The sequence below is a fragment of the Alcaligenes sp. YSL9 genome (assembly GCF_030515105.1).
Taxonomy (GTDB): domain Bacteria; phylum Pseudomonadota; class Gammaproteobacteria; order Burkholderiales; family Burkholderiaceae_B; genus Alcaligenes; species Alcaligenes phenolicus.
The window spans coordinates 1625132-1642348 of the sequence record NZ_JALXJU010000001.1 but is presented as its reverse complement, the minus strand read 5'-3'; the positions used below and the strand labels follow the sequence as shown (position 1 = coordinate 1642348).

The following is a 17217-nucleotide window of genomic DNA, read 5'->3' as shown; positions in this document are numbered from 1 at the left end:
TGCTCTAGTTTTAGCGCTTGATACGCCTGCTTGCAGCAGAAAAGAAAAAAGCCCAAACCGAAGTTTGGGCTTTTTGAATTTGGAGCGGGAGACGAGTCTCGAACTCGCGACCTCAACCTTGGCAAGGTTGCGCTCTACCAACTGAGCTACTCCCGCATTTTTTACTGCACTACCGACTTGTGACCAGAATTACTGGAGGCGCAAGCCGGAATCGAACCGACCTAGACGGATTTGCAATCCGCTGCATAACCACTCTGCCATTGCGCCGTGGTCGATTAAAAAGGGAAGCCTAGGCTTCCCTTAGGAATCTGGAGCGGGAGACGAGTCTCGAACTCGCGACCTCAACCTTGGCAAGGTTGCGCTCTACCAACTGAGCTACTCCCGCATTTTGCTGTGCAGATTGAATCTGTTTTCAGCGTTTTACTTATTAGCTATTGCTTATTAAGTAAAGAAAGCTAGTTTAGAGTGGCTATCTTTGTTTGTCAAGCGTTTTTGATATTTTGCCTAAGCTTTTTATCAGTACTGCCTAACGAACTAGCCTGCCTTCAAACTGCTTTTTGCTGCGAAACCGACGCTGCGCTAAGCAAGAACGTAACTATAGACTGCAGCAAAGAAGCTTGTCAATAGATTCTGTAAATTTTTCCGGAAAATTGTCTGTCCGAGCTATGCTTACTGCTTTCTTTGATCGTGGGACAGGGCCGTGGACAGGCAGCGTAATGTGGATTTGAGCTCTTTTAATACCTTGGGTTTGGGCAGCCGCGCGCGCGACCTGGTGGTGTATGACAATGTTACCCAGCTGCCTGCCTTGCAAGCGCTGGTGGAGCAGGGGGAGCGTATCTTTGTGCTGGGCGGTGGCAGCAATGTGGTGCTGGCCGAGCAAGTTGATGCCCTGGTGATCAAGGTAGAAAGCAAAGGGATTGGTTTACTGCAGGAGCGGGACGATGCCTATATCGTGGAAGCGCAGGCGGGTGAATGCTGGCATGACTTTGTGCAGTATTGTTTGAATCAAGGCTGGCCCGGTCTGGAAAATCTGGCCTTGATACCTGGCACGGTGGGTGCCGCTCCGGTTCAGAATATTGGTGCTTACGGGCTGGAGCTGGAGCAGCGGGTGCACAGCGTGCTGGCCTGGAGCTTTAAAGAAGGCAAAGAGGTGGAACTGTCTGCGGCCGAGTGTGGCTTTGCTTATAGAGACAGTCGCTTCAAGCACGACTCGGCCGGGAGCTGGTTGATTCTGGCGGTGCGCTTTGCCTTGCCGCGTCAGTGGACGCCGGTGCTGGAGTACCCCGATCTTAATAAGCAAGCTCATTTGGCGGGTGAGCCAGACCCGCAAAGCATTTTTGATGCAGTCTGCGAGATTCGTCGTCAAAAATTGCCTGACCCTCGTGTCTTGGGTAATGCGGGCAGTTTCTTCAAGAATCCCCTTGTGCAGACCGAGCAGCGTGATGCCTTGAAGCAGCAATGGCCCAATCTGGTTTCTTATGAAGTTGGGCAGGGCCAATGCAAACTAGCGGCGGGCTGGTTGATTGACCAGTGTGGCTGGAAAGGCAAGCGTGATGGTGCCGTGGGCGTGCACGATCGCCAGGCTTTGGTGCTGGTGAATCATGGTGGCGGAACTGCGCATGATATTGAACGCCTGGCCCAGGCGATTCGGGGTTCTGTTCGGGAACGCTTCGGCGTGGAGTTGGAACAAGAGCCCGTTATTGTCAATTAAACATCGACCGCGCCCCACCATCGCAGAGTTTGTGCCAGATGGTGGCGCACGGCTTCCATGGCCGCTTCGGGGTTTCCTGCCTGTAGCGTATCCAGAATCTGTAAATGCTCCTTCATGGCGGGCACAATGCGCTCGGGTAATGGGCGGCGCGAGTGCTGCAGCACATTGATGCGATCACAGTTCTCTTCGTAGATCGTCATGGCCGAGCGGTTCTGTAGTGCTTGAGCCAGATAGCGATGTAAGGCCCAGTCCACTTCCATGGCCTGAATCTGCAAAGCGGTGGTAACAAGGCCGCTTTGTGCCTGCTCCAGAATCTTCTCGTGTTTGTCCCGCAAGCTCTCCAATGCGGGCTGCTTGGCACAGCCAGCCAGTATCCTGGCCCCCTCCTGATCAAAGACACAGCGCAGCTGGAAGCATTCCCGCAGCGCTTCCGTGGTTGCCTCCAGAACCAGCACTCCCCGCTTGGGCAAGATGGACACCAGCCCGGCAGCCGCCGCGCGCTTGACCGCTTCACGCACTGGGGCCAGAGGGAAGTCGCTTAATTTCATCAGCTCCGCCATCGACACCATCTGCCCCGCGCGTACCTGCCCTGTAGCCAATAAATGACGAAATGCCTGAAACGCCTGGGTGGCCAGCAAAGTGTCATCAGAGGAGGAGGGAATACTCATTTAGCGTCTCCGGTTTGTACTTGTAGGGGTTTTTACGACTGCTTGTGCATATTCGATTTTAATTATATTCGGTATTTCATATTGAATATATGCTGACATGTCAGATGAGATTTTAGATTGATGGATTGCTGGTAGCGACACGGCAGCGCTTACAAAACAACAGGAGACAACGATGCGTTTTTTGTACAGAACCTTGTTTGGACAGGTCATTGTGGCCTTGATACTGGGAGTCCTGGCGGGTGTGATCTGGCCGGATTTCGCCGCCTCGCTCAAACCCTTTGGTGATGGTTTTATCAAGCTGATCAAAATGATCGTGGCTCCCTTGGTGTTTTGTGTCGTGGTGCACGGAATTTGTGGCAGCAGCGATTTGAAGAAGGTGGGGCGTGTTGGGGTGAAGGCCCTGATTTACTTTGAGGTTGTCACCACCTTTGCCTTGGCCTTGGGCATTTTGCTGGGCTACTTCTTTACGCCTGGGCATGGGATGAATGTAGACCCCAGTACCCTGGACGCCAGTGCCATGGCTGCATATACCTCGCGAGTGGAGCAAAGCACAGATACCGTCGGGTTTTTAATGAAGATTATTCCGACGACGTTTGTGGATGCCTTTGCGTCAGGCGATATTTTGCAGGTGCTGCTGATTGCAATTTTGTTCGGTTTGGCGGTTGCCTTGCTGGGGGAGCGGGGCCGTCCGGTAGCATCGGCGGTAGAGACGCTGTCCCATGTGTTCTTCAAAATTATTGGTTTCATCGTCCGTTTGGCACCCTTGGGCGTGCTGGGAGCCGTCGCTTTTACGGTTGGCGAATACGGGCTTGGCACCTTGGGCAAGCTGGGCCTGCTGGTTGTACTGTTTTATGTGACGTGCGCCATTTTTGTGCTGGGCGTCTTGGGGCTGATCCTGCGCATGACCGGCTTTAGCATCATCAAGCTGTTGAAGTATTTGCGCGAGGAATTGCTGGTTGTACTGGGCACAGCGTCGTCTGATGCAGTCTTGCCCCAAGTGATGCGCAAGCTCGAGCGTATGGGTATCAAGCAATCCACTGTAGGTTTGGTGGTGCCAACAGGTTATTCCTTTAACCTGGATGGTTTTTCGATCTACCTGACCTTGGCCGCCGTGTTTATTGCACAGGCAACCAATACCCCCTTGTCCTTTATCGATTTGATGACCATTTTGGCCATTTCCATGTTGACCTCCAAAGGGGCGCACGGTGTGCCGGGGTCTGCCATTGTGATTCTGGCAGCGACCTTGAGTGCGGTTCCTGCTATTCCGGCCATTGGTCTGGTGCTGGTTTTGTCCGTTGACTGGTTCATGGGTATGGCGCGGGCCTTGACCAACTTGATTGGTAATTGCGTAGGAACCGTGGTGGTGGGCGCCTGGGAAGGTGACGTGGACCGAGAGCGGGCTCATGCTGTTTTGGATGGGCGTGTTCACGTTGATCTGAGCCAGGACAGTAATGGCAATTAAGCCGAGCCGTTCATGAGCTTAAAACCCGTGTCAGCCAAATCGGCTGAAACGGGTTTTTTATTGAGCCTTAAGTCTACTAATCATCAATTAAATCAGAGCATTAAGCTGAAACTTCTTCCAGCGAACGCCCCTTGGTTTCCACGCCCAGAGCGATCACCACCAAAGCAGCAATGGAGAAGGAAATAGCCCCCAAGGTGAAAACGCCTGCATGACCGGTCCAGGGCAGGATAAAGCCCACCAGCAGCGGTCCGAATAAGGAACCCAGTCGGCCAATGGAAGAGGCAAAACCTGCGCCTGTGCTGCGTGTCCGTGTGGGGTACAGCTCGGGGGTGTAGGCATACAAAACCGACCACATGCCAAACATGAAGAACTGCATGCACAAACCAGCGCCAATCAGTTGAGCAACAGGCGCCTGACTGGTGGCGACGTGGCCATAGATAAAGGCACAGCCGGCGCTACCGAACAGCATCAAGACCATGGTTGCCTTGCGACCCCATTTCTCCAGCAACCAGGCCGAGAAGATGAAGCCTGGAATACCGGCCAGGGAAATATAGATGGTGTAGGTAACGGACTTGGTGACTTCATATCCGGCTTGTTGTAACAGTGCGCCCAGCCAGGTAGTCAGACCGTAGTAGCCCAGCAAGGAGAAGAACCACAGCATCCACAGCATCAAGGTGCGGCGGGCGTATTGGCCTTGCCAAAGCTGGGCAAACAGCGCGCCACGCTTTAACTTCTCGCAAGGAGTGGGAGGCAGGGGAGAGGGCAGGGCCTGACCACCGTTGGCCTGAATGACTTTATGTTCGAAGGCCGTGGTGACTTGTTCGGCGCGGTCGTTGTGGCCTGCTTCTTCCAGCCAGCGGGGGGACTCAGGAACCCAACGGCGGATCACAAACACAAACAGGGCGGGGATAGACAGGGCAATGAAGATCCCGCGCCAGCCTATATAGTCCAGGCTCAGATAGGTCAGAATCCCGGCGCTGATAAAGCCCAGCGGCCAGAAGCCTTCCAGAATCGCGATGTACCGACCGCGACTTTTAGCGGGCACGATCTCCGAGACCATGGCCAGGCCGATGGGAAATTCCATTCCCATGCCAAACCCCAGCAGCACCCGGAACGCCATCAACTGCTCGACGTTTTGGGACAGGCCACAGGCCAGGCTTCCTACGCCCCAAAAAATCATGCTCCATTGAAAGACAGGTTTGCGCCCGTACTTGTCTGCCAGCATGCCCGCAATGGCAGCACCCAAAAACATGCCTAAAAAGCTGGAGCTGGCCAGCATCCCCGCCTGCGCGGTGCTGAGCCCCATTTCTGCTTTGATGGAACCTAAAACAAAAGTCATGATGCCCAGGTCCATGGAGTCAAAGAACCAGGCGGTCGCGATAATACCGAACAGCATGCGTTGATAGCGTGTCATGGGCAATCGCTCCAGGCGATTGGCCACATTGGGGGATACGGCTGTCATAGGTGTCTCCTGTAGGTCCGCTCTTGTGGCGGGTTTATGTATAGGTGACCTGCCGTCAGGCCATGGCAGGCCTTTTTTCTTCTACTGATATATTACATGGATACTAGTGGTGTTTATTTTAAGATTAAGTAATGGTATGTACTTAGCTGGCTAATTAATTATGGGCCAGTGCTCCGGCTAAAGAGCCCTCAAAAGCGTGTTGAATAATGCGTTGATAGGCGCTGGTGCAGTCAGCAACCGGGAAGGCTTTGGCAAGACGAGTCACTTGCAGGGCGTCGCTCAACAGGCGCTCCAGCTGATGCTCCTGTACGCCGCATTGGCTCAGGTCCGAGGGGATGTCCAGTTGCTCGACCAGCGACCGCACATAGGCAGGCAGGGCCAGTAAGGTATCTTCCGGCTTGCCGGTTGGCATGCCCAGTAGTTGGGCGACTTCCAGTAATTCCGAGGCGCGGGTTTCACGCAGTTCGTCCAGAACGTAGGGCAGCAGCACGGCATTGGTGGTGCCGTGAGATTGATGCGTCAAACCTGCCAGTGCGTAGGCAAGGCCGTGCACCGCATTCAGACCTGCCGTGCCGTAGGACAGGGCGGCATAGTAGCTGGCGCTGGCCATGCCATCACGGGCTTCAGTGTCGGTGCCGTCGCGATAGGCTCGCAGCATGTATTGGCCGCACAGGCGTATGGACTCGCGTGCAAACATCATGGTCAGGCTGGATCGGCCACTATAGCCAGGGTCGGGGCTGCCACCACGATCAAACAGGCTGGCATCCTGCGTCACAAAGGATTCAATCGCGTGGGTCAGGGCATCGATACCGGCGTCGGCAGTGACGCGGGGTGGGCAGCTATCGCTGAGTTCCGGGTCGATGACCGCAATGGCGGGGCGCAGCGCATTGCCCATGACGGCAATTTTGGTGGCATTGTCGGGGTCGACCAGAATGGCTCCCGGTGTTGCTTCTGATCCCGTGCCGGAGGTGGTGGGCAGGGCGATCAAGGGCAAGGGCTTGGTGTGGGCGGGCCAGGTCCCGCTGTAGGTGCGTATGGGCTCCCCGGTGGGGACGGTCAGACACAGGGCTTTAGCCAGATCTATATTGCTGCCGCCGCCCAACGCCAATACGAAATCGATAGGGTGATCGGCCAGGTGGGCACGTACTTGCAGCGTGGCCTGATCACATAAGGTAGTGGAAGGATCTGGCTCGCCCCCATCAAAAACCACAAGTTCAATTCCCTGTTCTCTACAGGCGGCGATGTGGTCCTGAACCCAGGTGGTTTGAATGGTGAAAAAACGGTCGGTAATCAATAAGCCGCGACGCCAGCCCAGGTGGGCAATCAAGGCAGGTAGTTCATGGCGGCAGCCGCGTCCCATCAGGGTGCGGGGTGGTGGGCAAAAGAAAACGTGTGTGTTCATACGGCAGTCCTTGCGGTGTGTAGAGAGCAGAAGGGGTCTATCAATGAGGCGATCAGTTCAGTGTGCGAGCCCAGAATGCTGTGGCCCGCATCAGGCAGGCTGTGCAAGGTGGCTTGTGGCAGTGCCTGCGCCAACCGGTGGGCGTGTTCAATGGGACAGTCCTGATCCTGCTCGCCGTGGATGATCAAAGAGGGGATGGAAATACGGGGGAGTTGCGCGTACAGGTCGTGATGCCGATTCGCCAGCCAGGTCCAGGCCACGTCTTGATGACCGGCGGCCTCCAGCAGGCCCAGGCGCTGTTCCCGTTCTGCAATTTCTTGCAGCAAGGCAGAGGTGTCCTGGGCCTTGAACCATTGAGTCCGGTTCAGGCTGGCTGTGCCCGATAACAACAGCAGGGCTTGAGGCAGTGGGGCCTGTTCGTCCAGTAAAGTCAGACAGGTTTGCAGCACCACTGAGACGCCCAGGCTCCAGCCTGCCAGGACATAGGGCGTGTGTTCAGGCAAGGCTTGAATGCTGGCGCGTAGATCCTGCACAAAGCCGTCCAGCCCGTAATCTTCCTGGCTGGAGCCACGAAAGGCATCGCCTCGGCCTCGCAAGTCCGGGGTGTGCCAGGACATCAAATTCGAGCTGGCGTTGACCACTGGCAGCCAGCTGCGATGGGTGCCCTGAATCCCATGCACGGCAATGATGGTGGTCGGTTTTGAATCGCAGGCAATGCTCATGTGGCTTCCTGGAGTAGATAAATACAACTAAGATATGAGGCTGTTGCCCAGTTCCGGCCTTGTACTTGCAGGGCCAGAGCAGGCGTCAGAGTTTGGGTGTCAGCAGCAAACGCTGCGTTTTAAAGGCAGGGTCAGCATGGTTACAAGCAAGCGGAAGGTAGCGGGAAAAGGGCAGGCTCAAGATGAGGTGCTGGACATCAAGGCCTTGACGGAACCCAAGCCCAAGCTCACAGACATTGCTTATGAGCGTTTGGAAGAAGCCATCATTACCCTGAAGCTGCCGCCGGGCAGCATCGTGTCCGAGCTGACCTTGAGCCAGATGTTCGAGATTGGCCGCACGCCGATTCGGGAGGCTATTCAACGGCTGGCACGCGAACATTTGATGCTGGTCTTGCCGCAGCGTGGGCTGTTGATTCCAGAGCTGGACATGCCCAAGCAACTGCGCCTGATCGAGACGCGACGGGAGATCGAGCGTCTGATCTGCCGTAGTGCGGCCAAACGGGCGACACGCGATCAACGCGAGCAATTCAAGAGCTTGCATGATGCTTTCCTGGAAGCAGCCACCCAGAACGATGAAGTCAGTTTTATCCGGGCAGATCGACGGTTGAATGAGCTGGAAATCGAGGCGGCTCGCAATGAGTTTGCCGAGGCAGCGATGCGTCTGACACATGGGCTATCCCGTCGTTTCTGGTTCTGCCACTATCAGCAAAATCCGGATTTAACGCAGATGGGCAGACTGCATGCCAACTTGGCGATGTCCATTGCCGGGGGCGATATGGACCAGGCCGGTCAAAGCCTGGATCTCTTGATGGACTACATCGAAGAACTCGCCCGCACGACCCTGATTTCCAGCTTGTAAGTACAGTCAGGGCCTTAGCTGGCCAGGCCACGCTCCAGGGCGTGGGCCTCTTCTTTTTTCAAGGCCGGGCCGTCCGTGGTGTCGCCGGTATCTTCAAAACGGAAACGGCGAATAATGGGCTTGAGCTCTTCCTTGACGTGCTTTTCGCTATAGCCATTGAACAGGTGGCCAAGCAGACCGCGACGCAGATCCGTAGTGCCCATGGCCCAGTCTGCGATCGGGAACGTCAGGTTCATGTTGTACTTCATCATGATGCCCTGATTGTGGTGGGCGGTATGGTGGCGGCGAATGGTGTTGATGAAGGGCATATTGCGTACAAAGCTGTTCTCATGCACATGACAGCAGTAGTGAAAGGCCTCGTACACCAGGTACTGCGCCACCATGGTCATGAATACAAAATAGCCTGCATTGGGGTTGATGATGGTTGCGGCCAGCCAGCCCAGAATCCCGCCGCCTACCCCCAACGTGGCCAGAACGCGCCAGGGGAAAAACACAATCCGGAACTCCTTGCTGGAATCAATCGTGGCTTCGTTGTCGGTGAAGTACTGGTGGTGCTGGCGGGTGTGGCGTTCGTAGATTTCCCGCAATCCAATGATGTTGATGCGTCGGTGCATCACATAACGGTGCATGGCCCATTCAACAAAATTACCCGCCAGAAAAACGGGGATCACAATCAGCCATTCCCAACCTACCGGGCCTAGCTGGGTGATGCTGTAGTAAATCGCTGCCAAGCCCACGATGTAGGTCACTACCACGTGAACAATGCCGTTGTAGGCGGGGCTGATGTTGGATTTGTAGTCCTCTCGGAACTTGCGTTGGCGTTCGCTCATCATGTCGGTTGTCTCCTGCGGGAAAAGGTTTATTCTTTAAATATCCAACTAACATATTAGTGATATTTTTTTCTGCGTCAAGCAGGGAAAACAGGGGGGAGGGAATGTGACAAGGGGGCGACTTAAGGGGAGAACCCGCCACAGCGTTTGGTGGAGCAGTTTTTCAGGCTGGGTTCAGGGCTGGTTTTGCCGTTTTACTGGCGAACTTGGAGCTGCTTTTTTTGTGATGAGGCGAGTTGGGAAGGGACAAGACGGGACACACTGGATCAAGGCTGGAGCAGGAGAGGAAAGGACGAGTGAAGGACAAAGCAAGGTAAAGAGTAGGGACAAAGGCAAAGGCAAAGGGATAGGTGCTGCTCAGATCAATCCAGCGTGGCCACTTTCGGAAAGTAGCCAACAGGAGGAGGCTCTGTTAAGCGGAGATAAAAAAAGCCGGCTCGAAAGCCGGCTTTTGATCAGAGGGTTTGCAAGTCAGGAGCTTACAGGCCCAGCACGTCTTGCATGTTGTACAGGCCAGTGTTTTTATCGCCCAGGAAACGGGCTGCACGCAGGCTGCCGTTGGCATAGCCAGCACGGCTGCTGGAGCGGTGCGAGATTTCGATGCGCTCGCCTTCGCCGCAGAAAAACACGGTGTGGTCGCCCACAATGTCGCCACCACGGACGACGGAGAAACCAATGCGGCCATCCTGACGGGCACCGGTGTGGCCGTGACGGGCCCAGTCGGCTACATCGTTCAGGGATTCACCCCAGGTTTTGGCAATGGCTTCGCCCATAGCTAGAGCTGTCCCCGATGGCGCATCCACCTTGTTGCGGTGGTGGGCCTCAAACACCTCGGCGTCGTAGCCCTGGTTCAGCAAGGCAGCCGCCATTTCAATCAACTTCAGGGTGGCATTGACGCCTACGCTCATGTTCGGGGCGAAGACAATGGCAATCTCGCGACCAGCCGCCAGAATCTGTTGTTTCTCTGCTTCGGAAAAACCGGTAGTGCCAATGACCAGACGGGTGCCGTGCTGCATGCAGGCATCCAGATGGGCCATGGTGCCTTCAGGGCGGGTGAAGTCGATCAGGCAATCTGCCTGGGCCAGGGCGTTCAGGTCGTCCGTGACTTTGATACCTGTGTCTTTACCCAGAAAGGCTCCTGCGTCCTGACCAATGGCTTTGGAGCCGCTGTGGTCCAAGGCCGCGGCCAGTGTCAGGTCGGTACTGTTCAAAACAGCTTCAATCAGCATACGGCCCATACGGCCGTCTGCGCCAGCAATGGCAATGCGCATGTATCCAGTGTCCTTAACGTAAAGCTTAAAGCGTGGGCTGGTTGCCGCTCACGCTGGGTGTTGGGGCGGCTTGGTCGGCGTCAGCGGGGGGCAGGGTGTGTTTCTTGCCTGTGTCGCTGCGCTCGAAGGGCTGGCGGTCAGGTTGCTCGTCGCCTTCCCAGCGAACCAGAGTGTCGCCTTCAAACCAGACGGTAAAGGTGCGCTGCTCGCTCTTGCCGTAGCCAGGCTTGTTCAGGTAAGGGTAGTCCCAACGGTCGGCGTGGAAAATGTCCTGCAAGGTGGGCGAACCCAGCAGGTAACGCACCTGTTCGCGTGTCATCCCCGATTGCAGGCGGGCCACTTGCTCGGCAGTGATCCAGTTCCCCTGCTGAATGTCGGCGCGGTATGGGAAGCCCCATTTAGAGGATCCGCAGGCGCTCAGGGCGGCGGCAGCCAGGCTGGCTGCGAGTATGGCGCGGATGACAGGAGTGAATGAATTGGCCTTCTTCTGCACGAAATGCCCCAGTAGGAATAAAATCGTTATCATATAAGGGTTTAGGAAAAAGCGCATGAATTGCGCATTGAACCGCCTCAAGACGAGCTGGTTTTCAACCAGGACGGACTTGAGATCCATCCCCATCAAGATGCGATAATTTAGCCATGAACGATCAAAATGAACTGAAGAACATGGGGCTTAAGGCGACTTTTCCGCGCCTGAAGATTCTGGATATTTTTCGCCGCTCCGACCAGGACGGTCAACGCCACCTGAGCGCTGAAGACGTATACCGCCTGCTTATTGCCGAAGAAGTCGATATTGGTTTGGCCACGGTCTACCGTGTGTTGACCCAGTTCGAGCAAGCCGGCATTTTGGTGCGCAGCCAGTTTGACGGCGGCAAAGCCGTCTTTGAACTGAATGATGGCGATCACCACGATCACCTGATCTGCACCAATTGTGGCGTTGTGGAAGAGTTTACCGACAGCAATATCGAAGCCCGCCAGCACCAGGTCGCCAAAGACCACGGTTTTGTGCTGGAGAGCCATACCATGCTGCTGTACGGCATTTGCCCCAAGTGCTCGGAAGCAGGCAAGCAGGCCAAGCCTACCTTGCGCAGTTAATCCCTTTGTAGAGGTTCCGTCGGTGCGGGATCTGATGATTGGGGGCAGGATAGCCAGGGCGGCATCCTGAAAATTCAAAGAACAATCAGATCCGGATCACAGGGCCTCACGATTGGATACAAAAAAACCACCAGCTGCCTCGGCGCTGGTGGTTTAGCTTGCGTTTCAAAATTGCTTAACGCTGACGTGCCAGCATTTCCCGCGCATGTTCACGCGTTGTTTGTGTAATTTCCAGACCACCCAGCATGCGGGCGATTTCGTCCACGCGTTCGTCTTGCGTCAAAGGACGGATAGAGGAAAAGGTCTGACCTTGCTCGGTCGTTTTCTCGACCTTCAAATGATGGTTGCCGCAGGCGGCCACTTGGGGCAGGTGGGTCACACACAAGACCTGATGACGTGCCCCCAACTCTTGCAGCAAGCGTCCCACCACTTCGGCCACCGCGCCACCGACACCCGTATCCACCTCGTCAAAAATCAAGGTAGGCACGCGGGCTGCCTGGCTGGCGATAACAGACAGTGCCAGGGAAATTCGGGCCAGCTCACCACCCGAGGCCACCTTGGCCAGCGGACGTGGTGTTACCCCTTCGTGACCAGCCACCAGAAACTCTACCTGCTCTGCGCCGTGAACCTGAGGTGTGCAAGCGGTCAGGGCGACCTCGAAGCGACCGCCTTGCATGGCCATGGACTGCATCGCCTGGCTGACTTGTTTGCTCAGTTGCACACTGGTTTTGCGTCTTGCGGCACTTAGCTTGCTACTTAGCTCCTGGTACTGTTTTTCAGCCTGCTGAGCCTTGGCTTGCAAGGCTTCCAGATCAAAAGACTGTTGCAGCTGTGCCAGCTGTTCCTGCCAGGTTTCCAGCAGGCTGGGCAGTTCTTCGGGCTCCACTTTCAGCTTGCGTGCGGCACTGAAAATGGCAGAAACCCGTTCTTCTGCCTGCGCCAGACGCTCGGGGTCCAGCTCCATATCGCTTAGATAACTGTTCAAGTCCGAAGCTGCTTCGGTGACGGCAATTTGTGCCGACTCCAAGGCATCCACAATCGCTTGCAGGCCTGGGTCATGGCGCAGCAGGGCGCTCATTTCGTGGCTTGCTTTGCCCAGCAGTTGCTGTACCGAGGTTTCCTCGCCATCCAGAGCTGTCAGGGCCAAGGCACTGCCGTCAATCAAGGCCTGGGCATGGGACAGGCGGGTGTGTTCTTGTTGCAACTGGTCCCATTCACCAGCACGCAGATTCAGGCTGGACAGCTCGTTGATCTGCCACTCCAGACGCTCCTGCTCTCGTTTGCCCTGCTCAGCACTTTGACTGGCCTGTTCGACGGCTTTGCGTGCCTGGCTCAATTGCTGCCAGGACTGCGCCACTTGGCGCGCCAGGGGTAAATGGCCGCCTTGGCTGTCGAGCAGATCGTATTGGCTTTGAGGGTTCATCAGGCTTTGATGAGCGTGCTGACCGTGAATATCCACCAGCAATTCACCCAGTTCGCGCAACTGAGTCAGGGTTGCAGCGCTGCCATTGATGTAGCTGCGGTTGCGACCTTGCTGGTCGATCAGTCGACGCAAGATCAACTCGTCCGCGACATCGAAGTCACGCTCGCGCAGCCAGCTTTGAATGTCTTGTTCACAATCGAAGTGCGCGCTGACTTCAGTGCGCGGACAGCCCTCGCGGATGGCTTTGGCATCGCCGCGTGCCCCCAGCACCAGGGAGAGCGCGTCAATCAGAATGGATTTACCAGCGCCGGTCTCTCCGGAAAAAACCGTGAAGCCGGAGTCGAAATCAATCGTGGCTTGATCCACGATCACAAAGTCTCGAACGTGCAGGGTACGGAGCATAGGGGTTTATTCGTTTTCGTCGTTAGGCAAAGGGATGTGATTCCAGCCCAGCTTCTGACGCAGGGTGGAAAAAAAGCTGTAGCCCTTGGGATGGATAAAGCGAATGGTGTCCTGGGAGCGACGCACGTCAATGCGGTCTCCCTGCTGACAGTCCGACCAGGTTTGCATGTCAAAGTGCACGCTGCCACCCGATTCCACCCGGCCCAGGGCCGTAATGGTCAAGTTCAGGGTGCCTGTGTCGGGTAGCACGATAGGGCGGTGCGACAGGGTTTGCGGAGCAACGGGGACCAGCAAAAATGCCTTCAGGGAAGGGTGCAGCAAGGGACCACTGGCCGCCAGCGCATAGGCCGTGGAGCCCGTGGGGGTGGAGATGATCAGGCCGTCGGAGCGCTGGCGGTACATGAATACGCCGTCAAGCTCGACACGCAGCTCGATCATGCCGCCGCGCCCGGCACGGTTGATGACCACATCGTTCAGGGCCACGCCCGAATACAGCACTTGCCCGTCACGCACCACGCGGCCTTCCAGCATGGAGCGCTCTTCAATGTCGTATTCGCCTTTCAGCACGCGCAGCAAGGCGTCGTTGGCGTCATCCAGGGGAATGTCGGTAATGAAGCCCAGGCGGCCGTGGTTGATCCCGATCAGGGGAACCTTGCTGTGGGCTAATTCGCGCGCAGCGCCTATCATGGTGCCATCCCCGCCCATCACGATAGCCAGATCGGCGCGCTCGCCAATTTGGGCATAATCGCCGATGGGGAATTCGGTAATACCGGCATTCTGGGCGGTTGTGGCCTCAAGCAGCACCGAGCAACCAGTGTTGACCAGGGTTTTAGCCAGCGATCGGATGGGCGCATCCAAGCCGGAGTCCTGGTATCTGCCAACAATGGCAACCGTTTTGAAATGCATGGGGCGAAAACCTTATGATTGATGAAATAATGGCGATCAGTGGATTATAGAGTTGCCACTCTAGGCTTGGCTGTAAGATTCTCCCCTTTATCATGCAGAGCTGGTGTTTTTAAGTGACGTACGCGACATGGATGACAGAGCAAATGCCTTGTTGAAGGTGCTGATCGAGCGTTACATCGCCGATGGTCAGCCGGTAGGGTCCCGTACCTTATCGACCATTTTTGATTTTTCCCCGGCTACGATTCGTAATGTGATGGCCGAGCTGGAAGGCCTGGGCCTGATTCATAGCCCCCACACCTCGGCGGGGCGCATTCCTACGCCCAAAGGCTATCGCCTGTTTGTGGATCGCCTCCTGGCTGCCGAGCGTTTCGAGCGGCCCGATGCACGCAACCTTAGCCAGTACCTGCCTTTTGACGAGCCCAACCGGGCGGTCAGTTCTGCCGCTTCCTTGCTGTCGAATCTGTCGCAGTTTGCCGGTGTGGTGCTGGCGCCGAAAAAAGCCCAGACCTTCAGGCAAATTGAATTTATTCGCCTGTCTGACAAACGGGTGTTGCTGATTATCGTCACGCCGGATGGTGATGTGCAAAACCGCATCCTGTTTGTCCCGCGCGACTATCTGGAGCAGGAGCTGGTCGAGGCCAGCAACTTTTTCAATCAGCATTTCTCGGGCATGTCCTTCGAGTCGGTCAAGCTGGCCTTGTCGCAGGAACTCAGCTCCTTGCAGGCGGACATTTCGCGTCTGATGCAACAGGCGGTGGATGTGGGCAGCCATCAGCCCGATAGCGAAGAGGCTGTGGTCATCGCCGGTGAAAGCAAGCTGTTGAACGTGACCGAGATGGTGGCGGACATGGACCGTTTGCGCCGTCTGTTTTCCTTGTTCGAGAAGAAAACCGATCTGCTGCACTTGCTCGATGTCTCCAGTCAGGCCGATGGCGTGCAAATTTATATCGGTGGGGATTCGCAGCTTTTACCTTTGGATGATGTGTCCGTCATTACCGCGCCGTATGGCGTGGATGGCAAGGTCGTGGGGACGCTGGGTGTGATCGGGCCATCGCGGATGGCGTATGATCGTGTGATTCCTATAGTGGACATTACGGCCCGGCTATTGTCCAATGCCTTGAGCCATCACTCTGCCAGTTAAGGGATGGACCTTCGGCCTGCTGTTGGGCTGAGGGCCATCTGGCTGTCTAACGTACTAATCATCATGCCCAAGTTGTTTGCTTCTCCTTATTTGCCCGAAGCTCAGGACGCCGATATGTTCAATGATCAGGCTCCGGTACGCGAGGCCGGGCCCATCGGTATCTTGCTGGTCAATCTGGGCACGCCGGACCAGCCCGATGCTGCGTCCATTCGCCGCTACCTGGGTGAATTCCTGTCAGATCCCCGTGTCATTGAAATCCCTCAGCCGCTCTGGCAGATTATTCTGCGTCTGTTCATCTTGCCTCGCCGCCCCAGCAAGCTGGCACCGCGCTACAAGGATATCTGGTTGCCACAAGGCGCGCCCTTGCTGGTCTACAGCCAGGCACAGGCCGATGGCCTGCAAGAGCTGCTGCAATCGCAAGGCCATGATGTGAAGGTGGAGCTGGGTATGCGTTATGGCAACCCGTCCATTGCCAGTGGTCTGGATAAATTGAAAGCAGCGGGCTGCGAGCGAATCTTGAGCTTGCCCCTGTATCCGCAGTATGCAGCCAGCACCACGGCTACGGCGGTGGATTGCGTGGCAGAGCACCTTGGAAAACAGCGCAATCAACCTGAGCTGCGCTTCCTCAAGCGTTACCATACGCACCCGGACTACATTGGCCCGCTGGCGGCACAGATACGCCGCTACTGGGATGAACATGGCAAGCCAGAGCGTCTGCTATTGAGCTTTCACGGCTTGCCGCGCCGCTGCGTGGAGCTGGGCGACCCTTATTACCGTGACTGCCGTGAAACGGCGGATGCCTTGCGTGCGGCGCTGGATGAGCCTGCTGTAGAAGTGCATATGGCATTTCAAAGTCGCTTTGGTGCGCAGCGCTGGCTGGAACCCTATACCGAGCCCACCTTGCGCGAATGGGGCAAGCAGGGCGTGGGGCGTGTGGATGCCGTCTGCCCCGGTTTTCTGGCCGATTGTCTGGAGACGCTGGAAGAAATCCAGGTGGAATGCCGCGACGCTTTCCTGGAAGAAGGTGGCCGCGAATTCCATTACATACCTTGCCTGAATGACGATCCGCAATGGATTGAGGGCTTGGGTCGGCTGGCCGTGCAGCATCTGGGAGGCTGGTTGCCCAGCCGTCTGGTGCCAGCCGGATAGCGGTATTGGACGTTTTCCAAGGGGCTGGCCAGCAAAATATGCGGGCGGGTCTTGAACTGGGGGCAGATGCCCCCATTTTTATGCGATCAACGAATTCTGTAGTGGAGATACATCGAATGGCTACACATGCCGATCCCAATAAGCCTCTGGACGGGGAAGTGACGGAAAACACGCCTGAACAGGCACAACAGGGCACCCCCGAGCACGAGCAGCCAGAGATTTTGGCTCAGCAGCCCGAAGAAAGTTCGGCTGATCTGGCCACCGAGTTGGCTCAGGCCCAGGAAAAAGTGTCGCAGTACTACGACCAGCTGCTGCGTGCCAAGGCCGAAGTGGAAAACATTCGCCGCCGTGCGGAGGATGATGTCTCTAAAGCCCGCAAGTTCGGCACCGAGTCCTTTGCTGAAAGCCTGATTCCCGTGCGTGACAGCCTGGAAGCGGCTCTGGCCCAGACCGAGCAAAGCACGGACGCCTGGAAAGAAGGCGTGGAAACTACCTTGCGTCAACTGAACAAGGCTTTTGAGCGCAACAACCTGAAAGAAGTGGCTCCACAAGCCGGTGACAAGTTTGATCCGCACCTGCACCAAGCCATTTCGGCCGTGCCTTCGGAGTTTGAAGAAGGCGCAGTGGCTCAGTTGCTGCAAAAGGGCTACACCATTTCGGATCGCGTGCTGCGTCCCGCCTTGGTGATGGTGTCGGCCCCCAAGTAATAGAGCC

The 17217-nt window shown here is 56.2% G+C and carries 16 protein-coding genes and 3 tRNA genes; 7 read left to right on the top strand and 12 right to left on the bottom strand.

Annotated features, from left to right (window positions below):
• Positions 1-80: 80 nt before the first annotated feature.
• The 3 genes from M2Q46_RS07640 to M2Q46_RS07630 all read right to left on the bottom strand — a co-directional run bounded on the left by M2Q46_RS07640 (position 81) and on the right by M2Q46_RS07630 (position 385).
• Positions 81-156, bottom strand: a tRNA-Gly gene (locus M2Q46_RS07640).
• A 37-nt stretch (positions 157-193) separates the two neighbouring features.
• Positions 194-267: transfer RNA gene (locus tag M2Q46_RS07635), tRNA-Cys, on the bottom strand.
• Positions 268-309: 42 nt separating this feature from the next.
• Positions 310-385, bottom strand: a tRNA-Gly gene (locus M2Q46_RS07630).
• Between the two features lie 315 nt (positions 386-700).
• On the opposite strand from M2Q46_RS07630, the gene murB reads away from it, so the two are divergent.
• Positions 701-1711, top strand: coding sequence for a UDP-N-acetylmuramate dehydrogenase (gene murB / locus M2Q46_RS07625; protein WP_302356976.1), 1011 nt, complete (start codon positions 701-703; stop codon positions 1709-1711).
• Here murB and M2Q46_RS07620 read toward each other — a convergent pair.
• Positions 1708-2379, bottom strand: coding sequence for a GntR family transcriptional regulator (locus M2Q46_RS07620; protein WP_251196863.1), 672 nt, complete (start codon positions 2377-2379; stop codon positions 1708-1710). The genes murB and M2Q46_RS07620 overlap by 4 nt on opposite strands.
• A gap of 172 nt (positions 2380-2551) precedes the next feature.
• Here M2Q46_RS07620 and M2Q46_RS07615 point away from each other — a divergent pair, with 172 nt between their 5' ends.
• Positions 2552-3841: a C4-dicarboxylate transporter DctA gene (locus M2Q46_RS07615; protein WP_088450611.1), complete on the top strand. Its 1290-nt coding sequence runs from the start codon at positions 2552-2554 to the stop codon at positions 3839-3841.
• 100 nt (positions 3842-3941) lie between these two features.
• On the opposite strand, the gene M2Q46_RS07610 is transcribed toward M2Q46_RS07615, so the two are convergent.
• From M2Q46_RS07610 to M2Q46_RS07600, 3 genes are all read right to left on the bottom strand, one after another.
• Entirely contained in the window at positions 3942-5303 is a 1362-nt protein-coding gene (locus M2Q46_RS07610; RefSeq protein WP_021446915.1) for an MFS transporter, read from the bottom strand.
• 154 nt (positions 5304-5457) lie between these two features.
• Positions 5458-6705: an iron-containing alcohol dehydrogenase gene (locus tag M2Q46_RS07605; RefSeq protein ID WP_302356975.1), complete on the bottom strand. Its 1248-nt coding sequence runs from the start codon at positions 6703-6705 to the stop codon at positions 5458-5460.
• The gene (locus M2Q46_RS07600) at positions 6702-7427 is read right to left on the bottom strand and encodes an alpha/beta fold hydrolase (RefSeq protein WP_302356974.1); all 726 of its coding nucleotides are present in this window, start codon (positions 7425-7427) and stop codon (positions 6702-6704) included. Before M2Q46_RS07600 ends, M2Q46_RS07605 begins: the two co-directional genes overlap by 4 nt.
• Before the next feature lie 136 nt (positions 7428-7563).
• Here M2Q46_RS07600 and M2Q46_RS07595 point away from each other — a divergent pair, with 136 nt between their 5' ends.
• Positions 7564-8286 (top strand): GntR family transcriptional regulator, encoded by a 723-nt coding sequence (locus M2Q46_RS07595; RefSeq protein WP_009459556.1) that lies wholly within the window; start codon positions 7564-7566, stop codon positions 8284-8286.
• A 14-nt stretch (positions 8287-8300) separates the two neighbouring features.
• Here the strand turns inward: M2Q46_RS07595 and M2Q46_RS07590 are convergent, their stop codons facing one another.
• The 3 genes from M2Q46_RS07590 to M2Q46_RS07580 form a co-directional block, all read right to left on the bottom strand.
• Positions 8301-9119, bottom strand: coding sequence for a sterol desaturase family protein (locus tag M2Q46_RS07590; RefSeq protein WP_009459555.1), 819 nt, complete (start codon positions 9117-9119; stop codon positions 8301-8303).
• Between the two features lie 476 nt (positions 9120-9595).
• On the bottom strand, positions 9596-10387 hold the full coding sequence (gene dapB / locus M2Q46_RS07585; RefSeq protein WP_026483245.1) for a 4-hydroxy-tetrahydrodipicolinate reductase: 792 nt from the start codon (positions 10385-10387) through the stop codon (positions 9596-9598).
• Positions 10388-10412: 25 nt separating this feature from the next.
• Positions 10413-10880: an outer membrane protein assembly factor BamE gene (locus M2Q46_RS07580; RefSeq protein WP_257112179.1), complete on the bottom strand. Its 468-nt coding sequence runs from the start codon at positions 10878-10880 to the stop codon at positions 10413-10415.
• Between the two features lie 146 nt (positions 10881-11026).
• Between M2Q46_RS07580 and fur the strand changes: the two genes are divergently transcribed.
• Positions 11027-11482, top strand: a complete 456-nt coding sequence (fur, locus tag M2Q46_RS07575; protein ID WP_035272094.1) for a ferric iron uptake transcriptional regulator — start codon at positions 11027-11029, stop codon at positions 11480-11482.
• 175 nt (positions 11483-11657) lie between these two features.
• On the opposite strand, the gene recN is transcribed toward fur, so the two are convergent.
• Complete coding sequence (recN, locus tag M2Q46_RS07570; RefSeq protein ID WP_247966569.1) at positions 11658-13307, bottom strand: DNA repair protein RecN; 1650 nt, start codon at positions 13305-13307, stop codon at positions 11658-11660.
• A gap of 6 nt (positions 13308-13313) precedes the next feature.
• Entirely contained in the window at positions 13314-14213 is a 900-nt protein-coding gene (locus tag M2Q46_RS07565) for an NAD kinase (RefSeq protein WP_009459550.1), read from the bottom strand.
• 127 nt (positions 14214-14340) lie between these two features.
• Here M2Q46_RS07565 and hrcA point away from each other — a divergent pair, with 127 nt between their 5' ends.
• The 3 genes from hrcA to grpE all read left to right on the top strand — a co-directional run bounded on the left by hrcA (position 14341) and on the right by grpE (position 17210).
• Positions 14341-15354: a heat-inducible transcriptional repressor HrcA gene (gene hrcA, locus M2Q46_RS07560; protein ID WP_009459549.1), complete on the top strand. Its 1014-nt coding sequence runs from the start codon at positions 14341-14343 to the stop codon at positions 15352-15354.
• A 63-nt stretch (positions 15355-15417) separates the two neighbouring features.
• Positions 15418-16503 carry a ferrochelatase gene (hemH, locus tag M2Q46_RS07555; RefSeq protein ID WP_035272097.1) on the top strand — a complete coding sequence of 362 codons (1086 nt, stop codon included), beginning with the start codon at positions 15418-15420 and terminating at the stop codon, positions 16501-16503.
• Positions 16504-16619: 116 nt separating this feature from the next.
• The gene (gene grpE, locus M2Q46_RS07550; protein ID WP_009459546.1) at positions 16620-17210 is read left to right on the top strand and encodes a nucleotide exchange factor GrpE; all 591 of its coding nucleotides are present in this window, start codon (positions 16620-16622) and stop codon (positions 17208-17210) included.
• Positions 17211-17217 lie beyond the last annotated feature (7 nt).

Coding starts and splice junctions, on each gene's coding strand:
- M2Q46_RS07620 (WP_251196863.1), bottom strand. CDS start 2,379: ATGAGTATTCCCTCCTCCTCTGATGACACTTTGCTGGCCACCCAGGCG.
- M2Q46_RS07615 (WP_088450611.1), top strand. CDS start 2,552: ATGCGTTTTTTGTACAGAACCTTGTTTGGACAGGTCATTGTGGCCTTG.
- M2Q46_RS07610 (WP_021446915.1), bottom strand. CDS start 5,303: ATGACAGCCGTATCCCCCAATGTGGCCAATCGCCTGGAGCGATTGCCC.
- M2Q46_RS07605 (WP_302356975.1), bottom strand. CDS start 6,705: ATGAACACACACGTTTTCTTTTGCCCACCACCCCGCACCCTGATGGGA.
- M2Q46_RS07600 (WP_302356974.1), bottom strand. CDS start 7,427: ATGAGCATTGCCTGCGATTCAAAACCGACCACCATCATTGCCGTGCAT.
- M2Q46_RS07595 (WP_009459556.1), top strand. CDS start 7,564: ATGGTTACAAGCAAGCGGAAGGTAGCGGGAAAAGGGCAGGCTCAAGAT.
- M2Q46_RS07590 (WP_009459555.1), bottom strand. CDS start 9,119: ATGATGAGCGAACGCCAACGCAAGTTCCGAGAGGACTACAAATCCAAC.
- dapB (WP_026483245.1), bottom strand. CDS start 10,387: ATGCGCATTGCCATTGCTGGCGCAGACGGCCGTATGGGCCGTATGCTG.
- fur (WP_035272094.1), top strand. CDS start 11,027: ATGAACGATCAAAATGAACTGAAGAACATGGGGCTTAAGGCGACTTTT.
- recN (WP_247966569.1), bottom strand. CDS start 13,307: ATGCTCCGTACCCTGCACGTTCGAGACTTTGTGATCGTGGATCAAGCC.
- M2Q46_RS07565 (WP_009459550.1), bottom strand. CDS start 14,213: ATGCATTTCAAAACGGTTGCCATTGTTGGCAGATACCAGGACTCCGGC.
- hrcA (WP_009459549.1), top strand. CDS start 14,341: ATGGATGACAGAGCAAATGCCTTGTTGAAGGTGCTGATCGAGCGTTAC.
- hemH (WP_035272097.1), top strand. CDS start 15,418: ATGCCCAAGTTGTTTGCTTCTCCTTATTTGCCCGAAGCTCAGGACGCC.
- grpE (WP_009459546.1), top strand. CDS start 16,620: ATGGCTACACATGCCGATCCCAATAAGCCTCTGGACGGGGAAGTGACG.